We start from the raw sequence: 25,876 nt of genomic DNA on the forward strand, positions 1-25,876 counted from the left end.
AAGGCTGAAATGAAGACGATCGCAGGCCAGACCTCCGTCAAGCCGGCAATGCTTTATCGGGCGCCCGTTGCCATTCTCTTGACCATGACGATGGCACTCAACATCCTTAGCCTGACTGTGCCGCTGGCGGCGCAGCTGGTCTTCAACCGGATTTTGCCGTCGCCGGGGTCGTCAACGCTTTCTGTGGTCGTTGGCGGCGTCGCAATCCTGGCACTCATGGAAGCCCTTCTGCGTCTCGCACGCGGCTTCATCCTGCTGGAAGCCAGTCGGGTAACCACCTCCGATATCACCCGCAAGGTGCTTGGCCGGCTCGTGCAGAGCGATTTTGTTGCGGGAACACGCGGTGCCGCTCGCAGTCTGGACTACTTCACCCGCATCGCGCAGGTCTCCGAGCGGCATAGTGGCAAGCTTCTCGTTGGCGCCGCGGAGTTGATGTTCCTGCCCGTCATCCTCGCTCTGATCTTTGCAATTTCGCCGGTCCTGGGCGTGTTGTTCAGCATATGTCTGGTCGGGGGGCTGCATCTCTCCTTGACGGGCGCCACGGCTCTGCGCCGGCATTCCACGCTGCTCAATCGACTTGTTGAGCGTCGTTACCGCTTCTTGTTGGGCATCCTGTCGGCGATTCACCCTCTCAAGGCCCAGGTTATCGAAGAGATGCTTTTGCGCCAGTACGAGAACCTTCAACGAGGTATCGCCCGCACCAGCATGAAAACAGCGGATGCCTCGAACAGTCTCCTGAATGGCGTCATGCTGACAAACCAGGCGATTACAATCACCGCGCTCCTTTACGGCGCCTATGCGATCAACAACGGCCTGATGACCCTCGGCGCGCTCTCCGCCGTCATTCTCCTCGGCGGCCGTCTGATTGCGCCGGTCCAGCGCGCAGTCTTCATTCTCGTCCAGGCGCGCGACCTTTGCGATGCCGAAGAGGTCGTCTCCGATCTCATGCACCGGCCGATCGCGCGCCAGGCAGCGGCGCCAATCCAGATCGAAAACGTCGGTCGTGTCGAACTGCAACGGGTTGGTTTTGCCGATCCGGATTCGCCCTCGCAGGGTTTCCACGGTCTCGACCTCACCCTTCAGCCCGGAGAGATGATCGCGCTCAGCGGCCCTTCGAAGCGCGCATCGACGGAGCTTCTGCGCATCATGGCCGGTCTTTCGCATCCTGCTGAAGGCAGTGTGAAGTTGAACGGGATACCGGCTGACCAATACCCGCTCGCGCAGCTTAACCGTGCTGTCGGCTATGTCGTCGGCAATCCTGTCCTCTTTGCGGGTACGATCAGGGACAACATCACGCGGTTCGGCGAGGTTGCGCTTGAGGAGGTGTGGAGCGTGGCCAACATGCTTGGCCTGCAAGGCTCTCTGAACGAGCTGCCGAGAGGTCTCGATACGCAGGTCACCGGCACGTCGAGCGAAAGTATTCCGACGAGCCTTTGTCAGCAGATATCAATTTTGCGCTCCATCGTACTTCGCCCGCGCATCCTTCTCCTGGACGATGTCGATCGCGGCCTGGATCGGCAAGGCTATGGCAATCTGCAGAGGTTTATCGCCACGATACGCGGACAGGCGACCATCGTGATCGTATCCGATGACCGCAATCTGATGGCTGGTGCCGAACGCCGCCTGATTATCACCCCAACCGGACTGCACGCGGATGACACCGCCGTTCAGCGCGGGCTGTCGACCTACAGGAGCCTCAAGCTGTGAATGTCGCCCTTGATATGCGCAGGCGTTTGCAAGCTGCCTTTGGCGATCTGCCGGTCGGGTCTCCCGTTGTGGCCGAAGGGGGGCATCTATCGGACCTCTCGTCCACGCCACCTGCCGATGAACCTCAGTCGTCGATGTCGAAAACTGCGGAGGTTTTCGTTCTGCAGGGTAGCTCGCCACGGGCCGCCGATCTCTTTTGCCGCCTTGTCCTCAGTTGCGGACAGCAGTTTCCGGTGAAGAGCCTGTTGAGTGCCATTCCCGCCGGTGGCCTGCGCGATGACACGGATACGATCATCGCAGCCATGGCCAATCTTGGCTTCTACGTCAGCGAGCACCGCTTCAATGCGGATCGCTGGATTCGTGCACGGCTACCTGTCCTCTTGACGGACCATCGTGGTCTGCTGCTCCTTGTGCCTGGCGGCGATGGAGAACCCTGTCTTGCACATGTGTTCGACGGCAAAAATTCCTCGGAAGTGAAAACAGATCTTGAGCAGTTGGAAGGCCAGGCCTGCTGGATCTTCCGCTTCGAAAGTGCGCAAAATCCTCTGTCTTCGGCAACCCGGACGCATACGACGTATAGCTGGGCGCGCGCGCTGCTAGACCGGTTTCCGCGAGTACCGCTCGTCATCCTGATGCTCAGTCTGGCGCTGGCGGTCACCGGAATTCTCTTCCCGCTTTCCATCGCGGTCTTCTTCGGCGAAGTCATCCGGCTATCAACCTTTCAGACAATGCCGCAACTGGTGGCCGGATTGCTGCTCCTGGCCGGCTTTGAAATGGTGTTCGTGCTGCAGCGGGCAAAGATTGCATCCTGGCTTGCCAGCCGTCTGGAGTTTCTGGTCAATACGTCATCCTTCGCGCAGATTCTCAGGCTGTCGCCGATGATCTCGGAAAGGGCGTCGCCGACCACCCAAGCGGCACGCCTACGCTCGTTTGAAAGCATTCGCGATTTCTGCAGCGGGCCAACCTTTTCAGCCCTGCTGGATCTGCCGATTGCGCTCCTGTCATTGATATTCGTCGGTTTTCTGTCGCTTTCGGCGCTTGGCATCCTTGTTGCCTCGATCATCCTCCTTCTGGTCGTTTTCGGACTGACATGGCGAAAGGCTGCGGTGTTGACGAGCATTGCTGCTGACGAAGCGACGGAGATGCAGAGGCTCGCCATCGAAACACTCGACAAGCTCGACGTCATTCGCAATGCGGGTATGCAGGACATCTGGTGTCAGCGCATAGACAGGATTGCTGATCGCGAGCAGAACGCGCAGATGCGGCTGCGCTTCGCGGGGCAGGTTGCCGATAGCATTGCCGCTGCCATCTACACCTTCTCGATCATCGCGGTCATGAGCATCAGCGCAACAGAAGTATGGGCCGGCAGCATCACGGGTCCATCGCTTCTGGCGCTCGTGATCATCAGTCTCAGGATCCTCTTGCCTTTCCAGACAATGTGCATGTCGGTGTTGCGCTTTGAGCAGATCCGTCGGAGCCTGGTGCAGATCAATGCGCTGATGGATTTGCCCACCGAGCGTCAGGCCGAACGGGAAAAAAACCGCCTGCAGCCGCTGACAGGACGGGTGAGCCTCGTCAATGTCGGCTTCAAGGCCGCCGATACCCGTCCGGTTTTTGTAGGGCTCGATCTGGAGGTCGAACCCGGGGAGGTCGTCGGCATCTATGGTGCCAATGGCACTGGAAAATCGACGATCTTCAAAATGATCCTGGGAATGGTCGATACCAGTCTTGGCGCCGTGCGTATCGATGGTGTCGATATAAGGCAATTGCCCCTGCATGAGCTGCGACGACGGGTTTCCTATGTGCCGCAGCAACCGAAGCTTTTTCCCGGCACGCTCAGGCAAAATCTGCTCACGGCCAATCCGCTGGCCAGCGATCAGCATTTGCGGCGCGTGCTCGAGACTGTCGGGCTTTTGTCGACCATTCAAGGGTTTCCCAATGGGCTCGATGAGCGCGTAACGATCAACGACGAGGAGCGCTATTCGGAGAGCTTCCGCTATCGTTTCGCCTTTGCCCGGGCGCTTCTGATCAACAGCAAGATCTTCCTTATCGACGAAATCTCGAACGCGCTCCTGGATGCGGAGGTCGGCCAGCTGCTCATGCGGCTTCTCAAGGATTTCAAAGGCAAGCGGACGGTCATCTTCATCTCGCATCGGTCCGATTTTCTGCAACAGGCAGACCGGGTGGTGGCGCTCCGCTATGGCAAGGTCCCCCTCGTCAACAAGCCACAATCAATTATGGAGCGAGCATCGTGAAAAGCGTGCGAGAAATCGTCAAGCTTCTGTCCTCCAGCATCCTGCCGCATTCGGGAGAGCTGTCGCAGACAATGGGCCAGCCCATCATGGTGCGCGAAACCGTGCCCCGGCGCTATGCGCGCATTGTTGGTCTGAGCGTCTCCACTGCAGTCTTCTGCGGGGTAGCCTGGACCACGGTTGCCCGGGTGAGCGAGGTCGCCGTCGCCACCGGTTCGCTGCTGCCGGTGGGTTTCGAGCAGTCCGTCCAGCATCTCGAAGGCGGGATCGTCCGGTCCATCGATGTGGAGGAAGGACAGATCGTCGAGGCAGGCCAAAGGATCATGACGCTCAAGGATGCCTCCACATTCGAGGATGGCGAGACGATGGAGCGGCAAAAGGGCGATCTGCTCGCGCAGCTGGAAACGCAAAAGGCGATGGCCGAAGACCGTCAGCCTGATTTTTCCTTCCTTCCGACCAGCTTCGTGGCGGAGCGCCAGAACAATCTCAATGCCTTCGAGGCAGAACGCGCCAATCTGAGCTCACAGCTCCAGGAAGTCGATCGACAGATCAGCCAGGCGCGATTGTCCTATGACGTGGCAAAGAGCGAGTTGGCCAATGCCGAGGCGGAACTTGACGATGCCGAATTCGAGCTCGATCGCTTCAATGCCCTCTTGAAGAAGGGGGTCGCAACAAAGCTGCAGGTGAGTGAGAGAAGCCGGATTGTTGGGCGGGCCCGCACAAACGTTGCAACCGCGGCAAGCCGGGAGGCCGCGGCGGCCGAAAGACTGGCAGAGGTCGAACAGCAGAAGGCAAGCGTGGTGGCGCGGGCAAGATCGACCAGCAACCAGCGGATCCTCGAGCTTGAGGGAGCGTTGACCGCACTTGAGGGAAATATCAGAAAGAAGGATGGTCGACGCGAGCGCCTGGATGTGCAGGCACCGATTGCGGGGATCGTGAAATACCTTGCGGTCCGCGGTCCGGGAGAGGTGGTCACGCCAGGGGAGCAGATTGCAATCATCGTTCCCACCACCGGTCCACTTGTCGCCCAGACAAGGGTTCCAGCAAGCCAGGTTGGATACCTGACGGAAGGCCAGAAGGCCAATGTCAAGCTCACGGCCTATGACTTCACGCGGTTCGGCTGGCTGACCGGGCAGGTCGCGTCCATATCGCCTTCCGCCTTCCAGGAAGAGGGCCGCGGTTCCTACTACATGGTCAAGCTGCGGCTTGATGGCAATCACCTGCCACGACTGCCCGATGCGCCGATCCTGCCCGGAATGGAACTCACCGCAGACATCATCACGGGCGACAAGACCGTCTTTCAATATCTGCTCACGCCGCTGCAACGCAGCTTCGGCACCGCATTTGGAGAGCGCTGATGCTTGCACGAGATCCCAATCATGTTTTAGCCGACAAGGCGGCGCAGCCCGCTTCGGCAGGTCGTGTTCTGATTGTCGATGACGACCGGATGGGCCTGACCGTTTTGTCGTCCATGGTCGAAGAGCTTGGCTATCGTGTCGAAACGGCGGTGAACGGCGCGGAAGCCTATGCCATGCTTCGCGAAGATCCCGGCCGGGCCGATCTTGTGGTGACGGACCGCATGATGCCGGTGATGGATGGACTGGCGCTGACGCGACGGCTAAAGCGCGACCCAGAGACCGCCGGGATCCCCGTCGTCATGCTGACGGGTGCGACGGAGACAAGCGACATTGCAGCCGGGCTGGAGGCGGGCGCTTTCTACTACCTCGTCAAGCCGGCAGCAGAAGAGTTGGTGACGTCGGTCCTGAACTCGGCCATGCAGGACGTCCGCCGTCGCGAAAGCTTCAATGCGCAGGTGGGCGCGCATCAGTCTGCGTTTGCAAATGTGCGCATCCTGCGCATGGTGCTGACGACGCCGCGGGAGGTGGAGCCCGTGTGCAGCCTGCTTGCCAGTGTTCATCCGCAGCCTGACAAGGTGGTGCAGGGAATTTTCGAACTCGTTCAGAATGCGATCGAGCACGGGCTGTTGCGTTTCGGCCTGCAAGAAAAGCAGCGGCTCGTCGGTCTTGGAAAGTGGCAGGACGCGCTTGCCGAACGATCGCTCGATCCGGCGTATCGCGGGGAGGTCGAGGCAACCATCGTGCGCAAGGATGAGGCGCTTGTCCTGACGGTCAAGGATCCTGGCCCCGGTTTCGCCTGGCGCAATCACCTTACGGTCGATCCCTCGCGCTCGTCAGCAGCATGTGGGCGTGGTGTGGCGCGCGCCAACACGCTGATTTTCGACAGGCTCGTCTACAACGAGGCCGGAAACGAGGCCACGGCCTTGATGCGGTTGCAGCAACGCGCAAAATGGTAGCTTCCTATGTCACGAACCGTCATCAACGTCGGCAACAAGCTTATCGTCATTAGCCTGATCCTTGGGCTGGCGATTTCCATGGTCACCTGGTTTCTGATCTCGGCATCACGGCAAAATAAGACGGATTTCGAGGTTGAGATCAACAATGTCGGCAAGAATGTCCAGCAGCAATTCGATGCCGTGGTGGTCAGGGTCAAGGATCTTGCTGGCTTTGTGTCCGCTGGAATGGAGGCTGATGTCGACACCAAGCTGCGACAGGCAAGCAGGGTGTCTAACAATCTGATCGAGCTTGGGTATTTCTATTCGGACGATCCTTCCAAATCGCGGGTTTACTACGCAAAGAATACCACGCTCGACTTTAACACCGCTGATTTTGGCCAGATTTTGGGGCGATTGAACGCGCAGCCGGGGTTGGTGATATCATTTGCCGCAGGCGGCAAGGGTGCCTTCAAGTCCATTGATCCCAACCACCTTGTCTTGATGCAGAGCTTGTACGCAAAAGACCCGCTCGGCTTGAAAACCAATAGGAGCAGGTTTCTGATCACCTACGCCGTGGTCGATCTCGATGGCATTCTCTACGATACGACCTTTGACCTGCGGAATTCCCGCTTTCTGGAAAGCCGCTTCCTTGTCGAAGGTCAGGCAAGACGAGTTAGGGCCCAGGGCGCTCCAGTCGATCAGGATTGGAATGGAGACCGTCGCCAGATCTCACTTGTCGTGACACGTAACCTGAGCCTGACGCTGGAATTCGTGCGAACGCTGGCTTCGAGTGTACACGTCGTCGTCTTCTCCTTTGGCATACTCATCCTCGCCAGTATCGCTGCGGGCCTGTTTTTCCTTTCGGAGAGCCGGCACAGGGACGCACGCCTTCAACTGAAGCTGGCGGCGGATGCGGAACGGCAGGCCAACTCGGCAAAATCGGACTTCCTCGCGACGATGAGTCATGAAATCCGAACTCCTCTGAACGGGGTTCTCGGCATGGCAGAACTCCTGACGCGGTCAGAGCTGACGCCGACCCAGCGTCGCTATGCCGAACAGATCAGACAGTCGGGGTCAATGCTGCTCGGAATTCTCAACGATGTCCTCGACATGTCCAAGCTTGAGAGCGGTAAGCTCGCTGTCGATTTGGTCCGGATGGACCTGCATGCGGTCATGCAGGAGACGGTGCGGTTCTTTGTCCCGAATGCCCAGGAGAAGGGGCTGAACCTCCTCCTCGACATCGAGCCCGACGTCCCCCGCGCCATCGAAATGGATCCGATGCGTTTCCGCCAGATATTGTCCAACCTCGTCTCGAACGCGATCAAGTTCACCGACCGCGGCGAGATCCTTGTCTCTGCAATGTTTAAACCTGGATCGGGCGCGGATGGTGAACTGACGGTCGCTGTCACCGACCAAGGCATCGGCATGACAGCGGATGAGCGGGCACGTCTGTTTACCCGATTCAATCAGGCCAATACCGGGACAACCCGCAAATATGGTGGCACGGGCCTGGGACTTGCGATCTGCAAACAGCTTTGCGAGACGCTCGGCGGGTCGATCGATGTGCAGAGCGAAATCAACCGCGGAAGCAGATTCACGTTCCGTCTGCCGATTGAGATCAGCAAGACCGCTGAAGTCACTGCCCGGCTTAGCTGCAGTGTTGCGCTCGTATGCGATTCTCCGATCGTCTCAGACATTGTTCGAAAGACCTTCAGGACGAAGGGGATCGACCTTGTCGTGTTTCCATACACGGATGATCTTGCAAGCCGCCTCGTCCTTGGCGATGCCTATGGCACGCCCTTTGGTCTCGTCATCTTCAATGAAGAGCGCGATATTCATGCTGCAAAGGATCTGTGGCAATCAATCGCCACCAAGATCATTCCCTCGGCCAAGTCCATCATCCTTGGTCACCAAGAGGCCAATCGCAGTTATCTCGCATTCGATGGCGCGGTGCCAAAGCCATTTCTGCCAAGCCAGTTGCTGGATCTTGCCGCCGAACTGCTGGAGGAGCGCCGCAGCCTACCTGTCGAACCTGCGGTCGAACAGGCCGAGAAAAAGGAGGCCAGGCTTCTGTTCCAGGACCGACGCCTGCTGCTCGTCGATGACAACCATGTCAATCTGCTGATCGCCGAGGAGTATCTGTCTCGCTATGGGTTCGCAATTTCCACTGCGACCAACGGCATAAAAGCGGTCAAGGCGGCGGAGGATGGCGACTTCGACATCATCTTCATGGACTGCCAGATGCCCGAGATGGATGGGTACGAAGCCACGGGGATCATTCGTCGCAAGATGGCCGACGGCACCATTCGTCGGGCACCGATTCTCGCTCTCACCGCAAATGCGCTCAAGGGCGACCGGGAGCGTTGCCTTGAGGCTGGCATGGACGATTTTCTATCCAAGCCTCTGCAGGACGCAGCCCTGATGGGCGTCTTCGACCGGTTGATCGAGATGCCGGAATTCGAATGGCTGGGACTGCCCATTCAAGATGCAGGAAAACCACGAGCGAATGCCGCGCCACAGATGGTCGAGCTGGCGTCTCCTGGACGCGCTCGACCCGAGGCCGGCGCGGCGCAAGTGGTGAAGGCGAGCACGGCTGCACAAGGTTCTGTTGATAGAAATTCCCTCCAATCCGGTGATCAGACAATGCCATCTACGCCCCACCAACCACCAGCCGGTGCGCCGGAGGCTTCTCCTGTCATCCGCAAGCAGGCACCGGCGACAACATCGACACCCGTGGCGATGCCTTCACCTGCCGCACAGGCTGGCGGTGTCCCGTCGCCGCGACCGGTCGACGCCGCTGCCGTTGCAAGCAGAGAGGCTGAGGCCAAGTCAGCGGCAACAGCCAGGGTTCCGCTCATGGATGTTGCCGAATTTGAGCGCACGCGATCGGCAATGAAGAAATTCGATCTGCTGCTATCGCTCTACCGCAATGACACCTCCGAATACCTCAAGGTGATCCGCCTGGAACTGGGGATGAACAACCTCCAGGAGGCTATCCTGCCGGCGCATACGATCAAGAGTGCCAGCCGCATGATTGGCGCTTCGGGTCTGTCTGCCCTGGCGGAAAACATGGAGAAGCGACTGCGGTTGGGACAGGGTACAAGTCCAGCAGAACTGCAGGCTCTTTCAGACAAGATGGACAAGGTGTTTGAAGCGACCCTGGCTGCGATCGACAGGCTGATGGAAAAGCAAATCCAGGCGGCAGCGGAATAGGTCTCAGCCGCCCGCCTTTGTCGGGGTTGCGATCTTGGCATGTGTTGCCAGTTTCGCTGCCGGCGCGGCGTTTGGGGATGGCGCCGGCGCGGGCAGTTCCACGGCCGATCCGCTGCCGATTGCCACGTGCAGGCGGATCGCCGCAATGGCATTGGCGCGCACGCTTTCGGCCAAGTCCAGCCGGGCCTCGCCAAGGGATCTTTCCGCCTCAAGGATATCGAGGATCAGGCCGGTGCCGCCGATATAGCTCTCACGCGCGAGGTCGCGCGCTGTGCCGTAGGAAGCCACCTTGCGACGATGGGCTTCCGTTTCCGCCTGGCCACGATTGAGGGCGACGAGCGCGTTCTCGACTTCCTCGACCGCGCGGAAGACCGTGTCTTTCCAGCGCAGATATTGGATGCGCGTTTCCGCCGTCTGGATGTCGACCTGCCGGCGCAAGCGCCCACCCTCGAATATCGGCGCCAGAAGCGAAGGGCCGAAGCCCCAGGATGTCGTGCTGGCAGTCAGGCCCGAGGCGATCAGCCGTGCAACATCGATCGTACCATTGAGGCTGAGCGCTGGATAAAGCTGAGATCTGGCTACATCTATCCGTGCCGCCGCCGCCGCGAGCAATCGCTCCTCGCGGCGGATATCCGGACGATTGCGCAAGAGATCTGCCGGGAAGCCGGTTTCGACACGATGGGTCAGGCGCGGCTGCTTGCTCTTGCCTTGCGTCAGTCGCGCGATTTCCACATTGGTGGTGCCGAGCAGTGTGGCAAGATGGTTGATGGCCTGCTGACGGTTGCGCTCATAGGGTGGGATTTGCGCCTTGGCATCGTCAACAAGCGCTTGCGCCTGCGCAGTATCAAGATTGCTGGCCGTTCCCGTTTCAAGCATATCTTCCGTCAGGCTTCTCGTCTTCTCGCTCGATGCGAGATTGGCCCTGCTGATGCTGATTGCCTGTTCGTTGAACCGGAGGTCGATATAGGTCGCCGCGAGGTCGGCGAGGAAGGCAAGGCGCACCAGTTCGACATCGGTAGCGGCAGCGGAGGTGTTGGCCAGGCTTTCACGACGCGCTGCCCGCCCGCCGCCGAAGAGGTCGACCAGCATGGAGAAGGTGGCGGAAGCACCGTAGCTTGACTGCGGCGCTCCCTGGCCGTCGACGCGATCAAGCGCGCGGCTTGCCGAGGCGCCCGCCTGGATCTGCGGGAGATAGGTCGATGTGGCCAGAACCTCACGGAGGCGCGCGATGTCCAGCCGATGACGCGCCTGCTGGATGGATACGTTTTCGACCATACCCCGCCGGATCAGCGCATCGAGGACCGGATCATCGAAGGCGCGCCACCAGACCAGCAGTGTGATATCCTCGCGCATGGGCTGCACGGATCCGGTCGTGAACCTGTCCGTCAGGTTGGTCGTTGGTCGCGGAGGGTTCCTCGTCTCGGCACAGGCAGCCAGAACGGCAGATATGGACAGAAGTGACGCCAAAAGCACGGGAGATTTCATGAGGCCGACACCGGTTGTTTTCTAACGGTTAACCATAAGGCCTCATGGTTTAGTAATTCTTAATTCAAGTCATGGCTGTAGTCGGGCAATTTCTCACGCGTGCGTCAGCTGGTCGCCCATGGGTCGCATGGATACGCTTTCGCTTACATAGCCGGTATCGATGACAAGCTGACCTCCGCGGGCGCGGGAGACGCAGGCGCAGATCCTCGGATCGTGCTGCCGTTCTTCTTCGGAAAAGAACACGTCGCGATGATCGAGCGGAGCGGTGGCGGAGACGATCTTGACCGCACAGAGCCCGCATTCGCCGCGGCGGCAATCATGGATCATCGGCACGCCAGCTTCTTCCAAAGCTTCCAGCATGGTCTGATCGGGTCGGACATCGACCGAAAGATCGAGGCCCTGCACTGAAACCGTGAAACTTTCCTCCGGGAACAGGCCGCTATCGCCAAAAACCTCGTATCGGAAGCGGCTGATGGGGCGACCAGACGCGATCCAGGCAGCCTTTGCGGCGTCCAGAAGAGCCAAGGGGCCGCAGACATACGCTTCCGTGTCCGAAGGGAGGTCGGCGAAGGCTTCTTGAAGATTGAGTGTCTGCCCCTCGTCCTGGGCAAAGGTTGCAAGCCTCTCTCCGAGCAGTGATTGCAGATCGGAGGCGAAGGCCATCGCGTCCCGCCGCCGGGCGGCGTAGAGGAGCTTGAGCGGGCGCCCCCTTGCTGCCAGGGCTTTCGCCATGCCGTAGATTGGCGTGATGCCGATGCCGCCGGCAATCAACAGGTAGTGCTCCGCCCGCCAGGAGAGTTCGAAGCGGTTCTCCGGTTCGGTCATTTCGGTTCTGTCTCCCACCTGAAGCTGCCAGATGAAAGCCGATCCGCCACGGCTGTTGGGATGCAGCTTGACGGCAATCGCAAGAGTGCCTGCTGCGCTCGGCACAACCGTATAGGTTCGAATGGCCGGAACTCCCTTGATCGATACCTTGATATTGGTGTGCGACCCGGGGTCGAAGGCGCCATGAAAGCCGTCCACCGCAAAAGTGATCTGTCTGATGTCCTCGGCGATCTCCTCTGCCGCGATCACCCGTGCCGGCCGCCAAATCTGTTGTGAGCGCATTTTTCCTCCTCCACCTTGCCCGGCCTTGTTGCTGGCGTCAGGCATGTCCCTGGCTCAGCTCGCCAGCATGGCCAGCGCCAGAACCCGATCCTTCAAATCCGGCTGCTCCTCCAGCACAAAGTGCAGATTCTGGCGGGCAAGCCGGGCGTGTTCGCGCGCAACTGCTTCCGCGCGCGCGCCCTCTCTGGCTTCAATCGCCTGCAGGATCGCCTTGTGCTGCGCCTGACCGATGATCAGGCTCTGGCGAAAGGCCATCGCCCCTGGTTCTGCCCCGACAAAGGCATTGGGACTTGCGAACGGTAGGCGGCATGCGCGTGCCAGTTCGTCCGCAATCACCCGGCTGCCGGACAGGTTTGCCAGACCCTGGTGAAATCCGTCGTTCAAAGCCGCATATCGCTCGAGATCGATCTCCCCGGGCGCCAGCGCCAGAGTGACGTCCAGATCTGCAACAATCGTCTGCAAGGCCATCATCGCATCCGCGGAATACCCTCGCTCGGCGGCAAGCCGTGCGGCTGTCCCTTCCAGGACGCCGCGCAACTCGATCGCGTCAAAGACATCCTCGCGGCTGAAGCGGCGGACCTGATACCCGCCGGAGGGGATGAGTGTCACCAGCCCCTCAAGCTCCAGTTTCTGCAGGGCACTGCGCAAGGGGGTGCGCGAGACGGAAAGGCGCGCCGACAGGGCGACTTCCGACAGGCGCTCGCCCGGTTCGATCGCGCCCTTCAGAACCAGATCTCGCAGTTCCGACAGTGCGCGTTCCGTCTGCTGACGACCGCCGCCATGTTCTGTTGCCATGAGCCTATTCCGCCGCAGCCGGAAGGCCGCGACCCGGCTTTTGCTCTGCCTCGATCATCTGATCGATCAGCCGACGGGCCCACATCGAGCCCGCATCAATGTTGAGGTTGTAGAATTTGTGATCGGGATTGGCGTCGATCGCCCGTTGCTGGGCTTCCAGCACCGCCTCGTCTTCGCGAAAGACGCCCGCCACCCCCTCGCGCAACTCGTGAGTGCGTGCCTGGTTCTTGAGGTCATAGTTGCGGGCAAAGGCCCAGAAATAGAGGCAGGTTTTGTCGGTTGCCGGTGTGATCGTGTTCAGCACATAGCCGTTGACGCCGCGCGATCGGTCTCCGGATTTGGCGCCGGTCCCGGCTTCGGCAACGCCGACATCAATGGAGATGGTGCAAGGCGCCTCGAAGCGAATGATCTGCCAACGGTCTACCTTGCCGGCCTTGCCATACTGTTTGCGCCAGAAGGGCGGGGGATCGATATCCTCCATCCAGCGGGTGATATAGGCGAAGCGATCGGAATGGGTGGCCTCGAACGGGGCTTCGGCCACGGCGCGATTGCCGATCGAGGAGCCGTGCACGAAGGTTTCGTGGGTCAGATCCATCAGATTGTCGACGACGAGACGATAGTCGCAGGCGACCTCGATTAGCTTGCCATCCGAAGCCCAGTCCGGATCGTCGTTCCAGTGCAGGTCCGGGATGAGGGCAGGGTCTGCGCGTGCCGGGTCGCCGGGCCAGATCCAGATGAGACGGTGTTTCTCGGCAATCGGATAGGACTTGACGCAGGCCGAAGGATTGATGGTGTCTTGTGACGGCATGTATACACATCGACCGGTGTCATCGAATTCCAGTCCGTGATAACCGCAGACGACATTGTCGCCCTCCAGACGTCCCAGGGACAGCGGAACAAGGCGGTGCCAGCAGGCATCTGCCAGCGCCACGGCCTGGCCGTTCTCCTTGCGGTAAAGCACGATCTGCTTGTTGCATATGGTGCGCGGCAAGAGGGCGCGCTTCAGCTCGACGTCATAAGCCGCCGCATACCAGGCATTCAGCGGAAAGGTCTGTGTAGTCATCATCTGTCCTCCTCAGATCAGAGGATTAGGGCAGCATGTATACAATCTGTCAAGCGATCAGGCAGCGGCACACCGATCCGCCGCCTGCTGCTTTCCTGGTCAAGGCTGCTGGGCGCCGGTCGTTGCCGTGTAAATCGCGTAGAGCGAGGTTGAGGCTGTAATGAACAGCCGGTTGCGGCGCGGGCCGCCGAAGGTCAGGTTCGAGACGGCCTGGGGCACGAGGATCTTGCCGAGAAGCCGACCATCGGGCGCAAAGCAATGCACACCGTCGGCAGCACTCGACCAGAGATTTCCATGGAGGTCGACGCGCATGCCATCGGGAATGCCCTTGTCGATTTCGGCAAACACCCGGCCGTTCTGAAGCCGTTTACCGTCAACCACGTCGAAGACGCGAATGTGGCGTGGTGCCTCCGGCGCATGACTTGCGCCGGAATCCGCGACGTAGAGCAAGGTTTCATCCGGCGAGAAGGCAAGACCATTCGGCTGCAGGAAGTCATCCACCATGACGTCAAGAGCGCCGGAGTCCGGGTCAAGACGATAGACGTTGCGGCTCGGTTGTTCCTGCTCGGATCTGTAGCCTTCATAGTCTGAGAGTATGCCGTAGGATGGATCGGTGAACCAGACCGAGCTATCGGAGCGCACGATGACGTCATTGGGCGAGTTCAGCCGTTTGCCGTTATAAGTGTCGGCCAAGACAGTGATCGTACCATCCACCTCGGTTCGGATGACCCGCCGTCCGCCGTGCTCGCAGGAGACCAGGCGCCCTTTCCGGTCGCGGGTGTTGCCGTTGATGAAATGTGATGGCGCACGGAAGACCGACACGCCACCGCCTTCGACCCAGCGCAGAACCCGCTGGTTGGGGATATCGCTGAAGAGCAGATGCTGCGCGTCGTCGAACCAGACCGGGCCTTCGGTCCAGCGGCATCCGGTGTGCAGTTCGTCGAGTTGGGCACTCGGAACAGTAAGGTCGCGAAAGCTGGGATCGCTGATCTTGTAAACGGGATTGTCCGACATGGTGCGTGTCCTGGTTCTTCTATCGTTTGCCGAGGGCGCGGGCGCCCGGCAGCATGATGACCGCGATGATGATGAGTCCGGTGAGGATCAGCCGGATGCCTGCGCCGAAGCCATAGGTGTTGAGCATCGAGACGACAAGGAACATGAAGAGCGAGGCGCCCCAGATGCCCGGCACATTGGAATTGCCGCCGGCAACCGCAGTGCCGCCGATCACGACGACAGCAATCGACATCAAGAGGTATTCGCTTCCCATGTTGAGTGCGGCACCGCCTGAGAAGCTGGCGAGCAGATAGCCGCAGATGGCAGCAAGGAGCGCGCAGAGCACGTAGGTGATGAGGCGCGTGCCGTCGACGGGGATACCCGCCATCCTCGCGGCCTGCAGGCTTTGCCCGATGGCGGAGATCCAGCGACCGTAAACCGTTCGATTGAGCACGAACCAGACCAGCAGGGACAGGATCAGGGCGACGATCGCGACGTTCGGCAGGCCCGCAGTCGACCCGGTGGTAAATTCCGCAAGCCCGCTCGGCGGCTTGATCCTGAGGCCGCGATTGGTCCAGATCGCCGTGGACTGGATGATGAAGCTCATCGACAGCGTCGCGATGATCGGCGGGATGCGCAAGAGCTTGATCAGGGCGTAGTTGCCAAGGCCGATTGCGATGCCAATGACGATGGCGACCAGAAACCCGATTGCGATCATGCCGTTCTCGACATTCATTACCTTGAGCGCCACGGTTCCCGCAAGTGTCATCGTGGCGGGGACCGAGAGGTCGATATTGCCGGGGCCAAGGGTGATGACCAGCATCTGGCCGAGGCCGACAAGAATGGAGAAGGCGGCGAAGGTGAATGCCGCCTGGGCGAGGCCGAGCGTGCTTGCGCCACCGGTAAAGACAACGGTGGTGATGAAGACGAGGGCGGCCGCGGCGAAGGACCAGATCCACGGTCTGCGCAGAAGGGATGTGCTCATTTCGACCTCCGGCCTTCGAAGCGGTTGAGCGCCAGGCGCAGCGTCAGCACGAGGATGAGGATGCCGCCCTGCGCGCCGATCTGCCAATCCGGCGAAATCCGCAGAAACGAAAGGAAGGAACCGGCAAGTGTCAGGGTCAGAGCACCGATTACGGCGCCGATTGGCGAAACGCGACCGCCGACGAATTCACCGCCGCCGAGGATGACGCCTGCGATCGACAGAAGCGTGTAGCGCAGGGCGATGTTGGCATCTGCCGAGGTTGTGAGCCCGACAAGCGCCATGCCGGAGAGCACGGCGAAGACGCCGGCGAGCGCATAGATGGCAGCCCTTGCGCGGATGATCGACCAGCCGGCACGCTCGACGGAGCGGGCATTGCCGCCAACGCCGCGCAGCACGACCCCGAAAGAAGAACGCATGATGACAAAATGGCTGATTGCGGCGATCAGGACGCTCGCGACGATTGCCATCGGCACAAGCGGCGGTTTGGAGGTCATTATGGCCCTGAGATATGCTGGCGCCTCGCCACCCGGAGCGGGCAGGATCAGCACGGCAAGTCCGCCCCAAACGAAGCTCATCCCGAGTGTCACGACAATGGACGGCAGGTCGCGGATGTGGATGAGGACGCCGATCACCGCGTATACCCCGATCGCACCGGCAAGGATCAGGAGACCCAGCAGCGGCGCGCTGTTCAAAAAGGTGGCTGTTACGCAGGCGACGAAGCTGACGAAGGTGCCCATCGATAGATCGAGATCGTTCACCGTCATGATCAGCATCTGCGCGATGGTGGCGAGCGCGATCGGCACCGCAAGATTGAACAGCAGGTTGAGGCCGGTATAGCTCATGGCGCGTGGCTGCAGATAAAAGACGGCTGCCAGCAGAGCGGTCAGGGACAGAACGGGGATTAGGAGGCGAAGCGTGTCTGCGGAAATATGCCTGCTCATGCCGCCTCCCTGAAGGATGCGGCCAGGATGTTTTCCTCGGTCACGGCATCGCCGGTCAATTCGGCGACGATGGCGCCGTTGTTGAACACATAGACACGGTCGCACAGGCAAACCTCGTCCATCTCCGTCGAGTACCAGACGAAGGTCCGGCCCGCTGTCGCCTCCTCGCGCAGGATGCCGTAGACCTCCTGCTTGGTGCCGAAGTCGACGCCGCGCATGGGATCGTCCATCAGGACAACCGGGGCGCGGCTGGCGAGGGCGCGGGCAAAGAGGACCTTTTGCTGGTTGCCGCCCGACAGTGAGAGAATGCCGTTGTCCATGTCGGGCGTGCGGATGCCGATCCGGGACTTCCAGCTTTCCCCCAGATCGACCTCCCGCCGCTCGTCGAGTGTGCCGAGACGGGAGAGGTCGGGGAGAACGCCGACGGTCAGGTTGCGCAGGATGCTCCACAGGGAAAAGGTGCCGTTGACCGCCCTGTCGCCGGCAACAAAGGCCACTTCAGGGGTGGAAGGCTGGCGCCAATTGCCGCTTCTGTCGTTGAAAAGTCTGATCAGCATGTCGGTCTGTCCATGGCCGCCAAGCCCGGCGAAGCCGACGATTTCGCCGCGGAAGGCCTGAAATCCCAGCCCGCGGTCGCGGGCCGGGGGCAATGCGATCAAGGGCGCACCGTCACGGGCGCTTGCGGCCTGCCGCGCCTGGCGGGCCTTCACCACGCTGCCCATGGCCTCGATCAGTCTGTGTTCGGTGAAGGCCAGGGCGGCCCGCTCGGCGACGATCCTTCCATCCTTCATCACCACGATGCGATCGGCAATGGAGAGGATTTCGCTCAGAATATGCGAGATGAACAGAACCGAGCCGCCCGAGGCGATAAAATGCCGGACATAGGCAAGAAGCTGTTCGGCAAGGCGCGCGTCGAGCGATGATGTCGGTTCATCAAGGATGACCAGGCGCACCCGGTTGCCGACCGCGCAGAAGGTTGTGGCGATTTCCACCATCTGCCGCTCAGCAATGGTCAGTGTGCCGACCTGGTCTTCGCTGTCGATGCCGTGGCCCGGAAAGATCTCGTCGAGCTTTCCGGTTATGATCTCCGCTCCCCGCTTGCGCCAGCCCCAGCCATTGAGGTCCGGATGCATGACGCGGGTGTTTTCGACGACCGTCAGGTTCGGGCAGAGCGAGAGTTCCTGGAAGACGCAGCGAATGCCGGCTTCACGGGCAGCGCGGATGCCACGGCCCGTCTTCGGCAGGGCATAACGAACTTCGCCCTGATGTGGGCTCAGACCGCCATTGATGACGTTGACGATGGTGGACTTGCCGGCGCCATTGTGGCCGACAAGGCCGACGCATTCGCCGGGGCGGATCGAAAGCGTCACGCCGTCAAGCGCCTTCACAGCGCCGAAGCTGACCCTCGCATCGGTCACGCTCACGACCGGTGGGCTCTCGCCGTTCATCATCATGCCTTCACCTGTGCGATCTTGCTGCCTGCCTCGCCGATGCTTCCCGTCCCGCCCGGCAGGGTGCCGGACGGATCGGGGAGGGGTTTCGGGCTTTTGTCATTTTGCCGAGGCAATGACCTTCTGGGCGTCTTCGAGGGAGTACTCGACATTGGCGACGCCACCGGCCTGCGTGTTGGCGAGGTTGGCTTCGAGATTGTCCTGGTCGATGCGCAGGAAAGGTACGACGAGGTCCTTCTTCACTTCCTTGCCGTCCAGGATCTGTTGGGCGACCCAGAAGGCGAGGGTGGAGACGCCGGGCGCGATCGAGACCGACATGGTCTCATAGCCGTTGGCGTCCTTCTGTTCCTTCCACCACTTCAACTCGTCTTCACGGTTGCCCATGACGATGACCGGCATCGGACGCTTGGCGGCGGCAATCGCCTGTGCCGCACCATAACCGTCACCGCCCTGGGTGACGACACCGACGATGTCCGGCAGGCTCGGCAGGATGCCGGCCACGGCCTTCTGCGCCACGTCCTGCGCCCAGTCGCCATGCACGGAGCCGACGATCTTGAACTGCGGGAACTGCTCGACACCGGCATGAATGCCGGCCGAGATCTCGTCATCGACGAAGACGCCGGCCAGACCGCGGATCTCCAGCAGGTTGCCGCCCTGCGGCAGCTTCTTGGAGAGATATTCGACCTGACTGCGACCCATTTCCTTGAAGTCGACGGCGATCCGCCAGGCGCAGGGTTCGGTGACGATGCCGTCGAAGGAGACGACGGTGATGCCGGCGTCACAGGCTTCCTTGACGGCGCCGTTCAGCGCGGTCGGCGAGGCGGCATTGACGACGATGGCGTCATAGCCCTGCAGGATCATGTTCTGGATCTGGGCGGCCTGTTCGGTGGCCTGGTTTTCCGCCGTGGTGAACGGGTCGGCGGCGGCAACCTGGCCAGCCTTCACGGCTTCGCCGGTCACCTTCTCCCAGCTCGTCAGCATGGCCTGGCGCCAGGAATTGCCGGCATAGTTGTTGGAAAGGGCAATCTTCTTGCCCGACGTATCTGCGAGCGCGGTCATCGGCGTCGCGGCAAGGCACAAGGCCGCCGTCGCCAGAAGCAATCTGCTCATTTTCATTGTCTCACTCCCTGTTGTCCAGCCATCGGGTGGCCGGTTCCTCCTGTCCCGTCGAGCCGCAGGGCTCCGGGATCTCCCCACCGGGTTCCTCCTCCCGGTATATGGAAGATGGAATAGATTGCCGGAGCTGTATAGGTTCAGGGCAGCATCGCGTTTGCGTAAACTACCGAATATGATGCGGGATCCCGCAAGACGTTCAAGGTGACCGCCTTATGCTGGGGCTGCGGTGGAGGCCGCGGGAGGACATCATGCTCAAGGTCGCGCCATCGGCGCTGCTCGATCACTATCTCGGAATTTCACGGCTCCTGGCCGGCCAGCTCGATTTCCGCTCGGCGATCAAGGCTGTTGGCGCGGAAGTGGCGCACATCATTCCGCACGATCATCTCGACGTCTGCATGACCATGGATAACGGTCACTATCATACGGCCTATGAGAGCGGGCTCGACACGGCCTGGGGCGAGCTCGCGCCGGCCCCCGTCGGCAACAGTCCGATCCGTGCGCTGCTCTGGGGCGAGGTGGAGGTCATGCTGACCGAGGACGCTCAGGTCGACCCGCAGTTCCATTTTGAGAATGCCTTTACCCGGCCAATCTTCGAGCAGAACCTCAGAAGCCGTATACACGTGCCGCTGAAGGTCAGCGGAGAAATCATCGGTGCGCTCAGCTGCTCGTCGCATCGCGTCGGCTTCTATACAAATGAGGATGTGGCCAATGCCCTGTCCATCGCCGATCTCCTGTCGCCCTATTTCTTCGCCTTGCGATCGGCCGATCAGGCGAAACAGTCTGCCATTGTCGAGGCGGAAGCGCGGGCGCGCGAGGAAGGCCTGCGCCTCGGCGCGTTGAACCTGACCGAGGCGCTGGAGTGGGAGCGTCAGCGGATCGGCATGGATCTGCACGATCAGACGCTTGCGGATCTAACACGGCTTTCAAGACGGCTCGACCGGTTGATGCAGGAAAAGGATCTGCATGCCGAGATGCTGGAGCCGGTGAGCCGAAGCCTGCAGCATTGCATGCAGGATCTGCGCGAGATCATCGAGGAGGCAAAGCCCTCGGTGCTGCAGTTGTTCGGCTTCGCGCATGCGGTGGAGAATCATCTGGAACGCGCGGTGCGCGATCAGGGGGCGACGGCGCTCCGGGCCTTCGCCGACGAGACGGAGGGTCTGATCGACCAGCTCGACCAGACCGAGCGCATCGCGCTGTTCCGCATTGCCCAGGAGGCGATCAACAATGCCGTGCGTCACGCCCAGGCGGATCTCGTCGAGGTTAAGCTGCGCAGAAGCGCGCAGGCCGTGGTCATCGAGGTCACGGATGACGGGCAGGGCCTGCCGGCGGACGTGCGCCACCGCGGCGGTATCGACAACATGATGACACGAGCAAGGCTGATCTCGGCGAAGTTCATGCTTGGTGCTGGACGTGGAGGGCACGGCACCACGGTTCGGGTGCAGTTGCCACTGAAGACGCTGCAGAAGCGGGTTGGGGGAATTGAAGCATGAAGGTCCTGATCGTCGAGGATGATCCGCTGCATCGATCCTATCTGCTGGAGGCGGTCTATGCGGCGCTGCCCGAATGCCAGACGGTGCTCGAGGCTGAAAACGGAGCGGAGGGCGAGCGGCTGGCGCGCGACAACAAGTCGGCGCATGTGGTGATGGATCTGCAGATGAATGCGCGCAACGGCATCGAGGCGGCTCGCACGATCTGGAAGGAGCGGCCCGATACGCGCATCCTCTTCTGGTCGAACTATTCCGACGAGGCCTATGTGCGCGGGGTCTCGCGTATCGTGCCGGATGGGGCGGCCTATGGCTATGTGCTGAAATCGGCGTCGGATGAACGTCTGCGGCTGGCGCTGCGCAGCATCTTCGTCGAGGCGCAATGCGTCATCGACCGCGAAGTGCGCGGCATGCAGCAGAAGAGCCTCGGCCAGGTCCGCGGGTTCAGCGACAGCGAATACGAGATCCTGATCGACATCGCGCTTGGGCTGACCGATCGCGCCATTGCCCGGCGGCGCGGCCTGTCTATTCGCAGCGTGCAGAACCGGCTGCAGCAGCTCTACGAGAAGCTCGATGTCTATCAGTCGAGTGCAGAGGATAGCGACGAGGGCCGTTTTAACCTCAGAGCGCGGGCGGTGACAGTCGCCCTCTTGCGCAAGCTGTTGAACTACAGCGCGCTGGAGCGCGCCGAGGCGGAACTCGCCGATTGGCTTCGGACCCACTGACCTCCACCGCGCCGGGTGGAGGTCAGTATTTGCGTCAGGTCCGAAGCACCCTGTAGATCGCCGGGATGACGAGCACCGTGAGCAGCGTTGAAGAAATCAGGCCGAACAGCAGCGAGATCGCCAACCCCTGGAAGATCGGGTCGGTCAGGATCACGGCGGCGCCGATGATGGCGGCGAGCGCCGTCAGAAGGATCGGCTTGAAGCGGATCGAGCCGGCTTCGATCAGCACATCCGTCAGCGGGCGATCGCCGTGGTCGGCGTGGCGAATGAAATCGACCAGCAGGATCGAGTTGCGTACGATGATGCCGGCCAGCGCGATGAAACCGATCATCGATGTCGCCGAAAACGGCGCGCCGAACAGCCAGTGTCCGCCGAGAATGCCGATGAAGGTCAGCGGCACGGGGGTCAGGATCACCAGCGGCACCTTGAACGAGCCGAACTGGGCGACGACGAGGATATAGATGCCGAGCAGGGCAATCATGAAGGCGGCGCCCATGTCACGGAAGGTCACCCAGGTCACTTCCCATTCGCCATCCCAGAGAAGGGTGGAGACTTCCTCGTCATGCGGCTGGCCGTGCAAGGCGATCACAGGTTTAGGCAGGCCAGCCCAGTCCTGTGCATCGATTGCCTCCTGGACTGCCAGCATACCATAGAGCGGCGCCTCAAAGTCGCCCGCCAGTTCGGCAGTCACCATTTCGGCATTGATGCCATTGTGCCGGAAAATCGGCTGCGATGTTTTTTCGTCCGATACGCGAACGACATCGCCGAGTTCCACCACACCACGGTCGCCGGGCAGAGAATTGGCCGGGATTGGCGTGGTCATGTACATTTCGTCGATGACCTTTTCAGCCTTATCCCGCTCCAGGCGGATCGGAACGGGCGGACGGCCCTCGCCGCGATGCGAATAGCCGATCGTGCGACCGTTCGACAGGATTGCGATCGTGTCGAAGACGTCGCCTTCCTGTACGCGGTAGAACTCTGCGTCATCGGTGGAGATCAAGAGCCGTTTGCGATTGGCCTCGACACCATAGGAATTGTCGACATCGACAATGAAGGGCACCGAGCGGAAGGCTGCCTCCACCTTGGCGGCAACGGTACGACGGATCTCAGGCGTCGGTCCGTAGATCTCGGCGAGCAGTGTTGCCATGACGGGCGGGCCCGGCGGCGGTTCGACAACCTTCAGGCTGGTGCCGGCGGGCGTGTCGATGGCCGCGATCCGCTGCCTGAGGTCAAGCGCAATGTCGTGGCTTGAGCGGTCGCGGTCTGCCTTGGGGCTGAGGTTGATCGCCACATCGCCCTGATAGGGGGCGCTGCGCATATAGGCGTGGCGCACCAACCCATTGAAATTGAAAGGGGCGGCAGTGCCAGCATGGCTCTGGACGCTGACGACCTCCGGGAGCTCGAGCGTCAGACGTCCGACCGTCTGGGCAATCGCGTCCGTTGCCTCGACCGAGGATCCTTCCGGCAGGTCGATTGTGACCTGCAGCTCGGATTTGTTGTCGAAGGGCAAGAGCTTCACCGTCACGTGCTGCGTGTAGAAAAGCGTCAGGGAGCCAAGGGTCAGCAGGCCGACCAGCAGGAGGAAGATCCAGCTGCGTGCCTTGCTTTCAAGGATGGGTCGGGCAACGGCTGCATAGGCACGGCCCAGCATTCCGCCGGCTTCGTGGTCATGGCTGCTCTGCGCATGGACGGGTGCATTGCCGGAAACTTTAAGCATCAGCCAGGGCGTGACGATAACGGCAACGAAGAAGGAGAAGATCATCGCAGCCGACGCGTTCGCCGGGATAGGGCTCATATAGGGGCCCATCATGCCGGAGACGAAGAGCATCGGCAGGAGCGCTGCGACCACGGTCAGTGTTGCAACGATGGTCGGATTGCCGACTTCGGCGACGGCCTCAATGGCGCTGCGACGCCGGCTGCGTTGGTCACCCATGCCCCAGTGGCGCGCGATGTTCTCGATCACGACGATGGCGTCGTCGACGAGAATGCCGATGGAGAAGATCAGCGCAAACAGCGAGACCCGATTCAGCGTGTAGCCCATGAGCCAGGAGGCAAACAGGGTCAGCAGAATCGTGATCGGAATGACGATGGCAACGACCAGGGCCTCGCGCCTGCCAATGGCGAGCCAGACGAGTGCAATGATCGAGACCGTGGCGAGGCCAAGGTGGTAAAGAAGCTCGTTGGCTTTCTCGTTTGCGGTTTCGCCATAATCGCGCGTGACTTCAACCGTGACGTCGTCGGGAATAAGCTTGCCCTTCAGCGCCTCGACGCGCTCAAGCACCGCTTCGGCCACGATGACGGCATTGGAACCTGCGCGTTTGGCGACGGCAAGGGTAACGGCGGCTACCCGCTCGATCTGGTCACCGTTGCGGCGAAGCGTGGCAACCCGCTGTTCGCTGGCATCGCTGCCAAAGGCGATCGTTGCAACATCGCGCACATAGACCGGCCGACCGTCACGGGTGGTCAGCAGCAGATTGCCGATGTCTGCTGGCGTAGACAGTGTCTCACCGGCAATGACGTCGATCTGTGCGCCATTGTCGCGGACCATGCCCGCCGGCATTGCCGTGTTTGCCCCGCCGACCTTGCCTGCAAGTTGTTGCAGGGTCACGCCATAAAGCGCCAGTTTGTCCGGCTGCGGAGAGACCCGAATGATCTCGTTGACCTCGCCGACGACATAGGTGAGGCCAACATTGTCGGTCTTTGCGATTTCGTTTCTCACCTCCCGCACAATGCGGGTCAGATCGTTGGCGCTGATGCGCGCTGCAGCCTCGGGACGGGGCGCAAATGTAAGCGTGGTGATGGCCACATCGTCAATGCCGCGTCCGACGACCTTGGGTTCGGGAATACCAACGGGGATGCGGTCGAGATTGGCCCTGACCTTGTCATGAACGCGCAAGACGGCCGCATCGGCGGAGGTGCCGACGAGGAACCGTGCCGTCACCATCACCTGGTTGTCCATGGATTGCGAGTAGATGTGCTCGATGTCGTTGATGCTCTTCACGACGGTTTCGAGGGGCTCGGTGATCAGCTTCTCGGCATCTGCTGCCCTCAGGCCGGGTGCCTGGACAATGATGTCGACCATGGGCACGGAAATCTGCGGCTCCTCCTCGCGCGGAAGCGAGAACAGGGCAACAAGACCAAAGGCAAAGGCGGCGATCAGAAACAGCGGCGTAAGCGGCGATTTGATGAATGCGCGCGTCAGCTCGCCGGCAATGCCAAGGCTGCCATGCGGGGCGTCGTTTTCATCGCTCCTGATATCGTCGCTGGGGGACTGTCTGGTCATTGGGTCACCACGATATCGCCGGGCTGCAGCCCGCTTATGATTTCGGTCAGATCCTCGCCGTCGATCCTCTGCGTATCGCCAGCCACGACCACACGTTCAACAAGCGCCTCATTGACGCGGACCCTGACGAAGTCGACACCCACGCGGGTGGTGAGGGTTTCCGAGGGAACAAAAAGCCCCTGTCTCGTCCCGACGGGAACGTCGACGGGCAGGCGTGCACCGATATAGCGCATGTCCAACCCGTCAATCTCGACATCAGCCGTCACGCGGCCGCCTTCGATAGCAGGATAGATCTTGGCGAGGCGACCGACCGCCGGCCCCTCGCTCAGGGCGATGTTTATGCCAGCACCTTGCCTCAGGTCGCTCGCGTGGCGTTCCGGAATTGAGAGGCGGAGGAAAAGCCCGCCGCCGGCCACCGTTGCAATGGTTTCGCCAGGCATGACAACCGACTGCTCCGTAACCGGTACGGTAACGATCATCCCATCGGCCGGCGCAAGGATTGCGCCTTCTGCCGCTTGCTGTTCAAGCAGGGAGCGCTGGGCTTCCGCTGCGAGGATCTGGTTCTTGGTGACATCACGCTGGGTCGTCAGCTGATCCAGTCGCTGGGCCGTCGTCGTGCCGCTGCGCAACAGGCGTTCGGCGCGTTCCAGCTCGACATTGACGTCGCGCAGCGTTGCCTCAAGGGCTGACAACTGCGCGTTCACGGCATCGATCTGGAAGCCGATCTTGTCGTCCTTAACCCGGGCGAGCACATCGCCTGTCTCTACCTGATCGCCTTCGGTGACCGAGAGTTCCACCACGGTTCCCCCGATTCTGGCCCGTGCGGGGATGCTGTTGCGCGGCTGAACCTGCCCATAGACCGCTTTCGTCTCAACGATCTCTCTGGGCTCCAGTGTCAAATCGGCGGCAAGCACGGTGCCGGAGCCGCTGGCGACCGACGACAACAGCAATGCAATCAGGGTCAAGCGCATGGCGATGGTCTC

The 25,876-nt window shown here is 61.1% G+C and carries 18 protein-coding genes; 7 read left to right on the plus strand and 11 right to left on the minus strand.

The features are described 5' to 3' along the window. Window positions 1-9: 9 nt before the first annotated feature. Genes FAA97_RS18450 through FAA97_RS18470 form a run of 5 tightly spaced genes read left to right on the plus strand, consistent with a single transcriptional unit; the run spans window position 10 to window position 9,465 of the window. Window positions 10-1,707, plus strand: coding sequence for an ATP-binding cassette domain-containing protein (locus FAA97_RS18450; protein ID WP_136600041.1), 1,698 nt, complete (start codon window positions 10-12; stop codon window positions 1,705-1,707). Further along, a complete protein-coding gene (locus FAA97_RS18455) occupies window positions 1,704-3,962 on the plus strand; it encodes a peptidase domain-containing ABC transporter (protein ID WP_136600042.1) in 2,259 nt (752 codons plus the stop codon). Before FAA97_RS18450 ends, FAA97_RS18455 begins: the two co-directional genes overlap by 4 nt. Continuing rightward, window positions 3,959-5,317 carry an HlyD family type I secretion periplasmic adaptor subunit gene (locus FAA97_RS18460; protein WP_136600043.1) on the plus strand — a complete coding sequence of 453 codons (1,359 nt, stop codon included), beginning with the start codon at window positions 3,959-3,961 and terminating at the stop codon, window positions 5,315-5,317. The genes FAA97_RS18455 and FAA97_RS18460 overlap by 4 nt, the downstream gene beginning before the upstream one ends. Further along, complete coding sequence (locus FAA97_RS18465; RefSeq protein WP_136600044.1) at window positions 5,317-6,273, plus strand: response regulator; 957 nt, start codon at window positions 5,317-5,319, stop codon at window positions 6,271-6,273. The genes FAA97_RS18460 and FAA97_RS18465 overlap by 1 nt, the downstream gene beginning before the upstream one ends. 6 nt (window positions 6,274-6,279) lie before the next feature. Continuing rightward, window positions 6,280-9,465, plus strand: a complete 3,186-nt coding sequence (locus tag FAA97_RS18470) for a hybrid sensor histidine kinase/response regulator (RefSeq protein WP_136600045.1) — start codon at window positions 6,280-6,282, stop codon at window positions 9,463-9,465. Between the two features lie 3 nt (window positions 9,466-9,468). Here FAA97_RS18470 and FAA97_RS18475 read toward each other — a convergent pair whose 3' ends face one another. From FAA97_RS18475 to FAA97_RS18515, 9 genes are all read right to left on the minus strand, one after another. Next, the gene (locus FAA97_RS18475; RefSeq protein WP_136600046.1) at window positions 9,469-10,950 is read right to left on the minus strand and encodes an efflux transporter outer membrane subunit; all 1,482 of its coding nucleotides are present in this window, start codon (window positions 10,948-10,950) and stop codon (window positions 9,469-9,471) included. A 93-nt stretch (window positions 10,951-11,043) separates the two neighbouring features. Continuing rightward, window positions 11,044-12,057 carry a PDR/VanB family oxidoreductase gene (locus FAA97_RS18480; protein WP_136600047.1) on the minus strand — a complete coding sequence of 338 codons (1,014 nt, stop codon included), beginning with the start codon at window positions 12,055-12,057 and terminating at the stop codon, window positions 11,044-11,046. Window positions 12,058-12,111: 54 nt separating this feature from the next. After that, the gene (locus FAA97_RS18485) at window positions 12,112-12,852 is read right to left on the minus strand and encodes a GntR family transcriptional regulator (protein WP_136600048.1); all 741 of its coding nucleotides are present in this window, start codon (window positions 12,850-12,852) and stop codon (window positions 12,112-12,114) included. A 4-nt stretch (window positions 12,853-12,856) separates the two neighbouring features. Further along, window positions 12,857-13,915, minus strand: a complete 1,059-nt coding sequence (locus FAA97_RS18490; protein ID WP_136600177.1) for an aromatic ring-hydroxylating dioxygenase subunit alpha — start codon at window positions 13,913-13,915, stop codon at window positions 12,857-12,859. Window positions 13,916-14,014: 99 nt separating this feature from the next. Next, complete coding sequence (locus FAA97_RS18495; RefSeq protein ID WP_136600049.1) at window positions 14,015-14,929, minus strand: SMP-30/gluconolactonase/LRE family protein; 915 nt, start codon at window positions 14,927-14,929, stop codon at window positions 14,015-14,017. Window positions 14,930-14,948: 19 nt separating this feature from the next. Continuing rightward, the gene (locus tag FAA97_RS18500; protein WP_136600050.1) at window positions 14,949-15,893 is read right to left on the minus strand and encodes an ABC transporter permease; all 945 of its coding nucleotides are present in this window, start codon (window positions 15,891-15,893) and stop codon (window positions 14,949-14,951) included. Next, window positions 15,890-16,834 carry an ABC transporter permease gene (locus FAA97_RS18505; RefSeq protein WP_136600051.1) on the minus strand — a complete coding sequence of 315 codons (945 nt, stop codon included), beginning with the start codon at window positions 16,832-16,834 and terminating at the stop codon, window positions 15,890-15,892. The genes FAA97_RS18500 and FAA97_RS18505 overlap by 4 nt, the downstream gene beginning before the upstream one ends. Next, a complete protein-coding gene (locus FAA97_RS18510) occupies window positions 16,831-18,288 on the minus strand; it encodes an ATP-binding cassette domain-containing protein (RefSeq protein WP_136600052.1) in 1,458 nt (485 codons plus the stop codon). The genes FAA97_RS18505 and FAA97_RS18510 overlap by 4 nt, the downstream gene beginning before the upstream one ends. Window positions 18,289-18,384: 96 nt before the next feature. Then, entirely contained in the window at window positions 18,385-19,401 is a 1,017-nt protein-coding gene (locus FAA97_RS18515) for an ABC transporter substrate-binding protein (protein WP_136600053.1), read from the minus strand. Between the two features lie 248 nt (window positions 19,402-19,649). Between FAA97_RS18515 and FAA97_RS18520 the strand changes: the two genes are divergently transcribed. Then, window positions 19,650-20,891, plus strand: a complete 1,242-nt coding sequence (locus FAA97_RS18520) for a GAF domain-containing sensor histidine kinase (protein WP_136600054.1) — start codon at window positions 19,650-19,652, stop codon at window positions 20,889-20,891. Continuing rightward, window positions 20,888-21,610, plus strand: a complete 723-nt coding sequence (locus FAA97_RS18525) for a response regulator transcription factor (RefSeq protein WP_136600055.1) — start codon at window positions 20,888-20,890, stop codon at window positions 21,608-21,610. The genes FAA97_RS18520 and FAA97_RS18525 overlap by 4 nt, the downstream gene beginning before the upstream one ends. Before the next feature lie 34 nt (window positions 21,611-21,644). On the opposite strand, the gene FAA97_RS18530 is transcribed toward FAA97_RS18525, so the two are convergent. After that, window positions 21,645-24,893, minus strand: a complete 3,249-nt coding sequence (locus FAA97_RS18530) for an efflux RND transporter permease subunit (protein WP_136600056.1) — start codon at window positions 24,891-24,893, stop codon at window positions 21,645-21,647. Further along, window positions 24,890-25,864: an efflux RND transporter periplasmic adaptor subunit gene (locus FAA97_RS18535; RefSeq protein WP_136600057.1), complete on the minus strand. Its 975-nt coding sequence runs from the start codon at window positions 25,862-25,864 to the stop codon at window positions 24,890-24,892. Before FAA97_RS18535 ends, FAA97_RS18530 begins: the two co-directional genes overlap by 4 nt. Window positions 25,865-25,876 lie beyond the last annotated feature (12 nt).

The organism is Peteryoungia ipomoeae (genome assembly GCF_004912165.1).
GTDB lineage: Bacteria > Pseudomonadota > Alphaproteobacteria > Rhizobiales > Rhizobiaceae > Allorhizobium > Allorhizobium ipomoeae.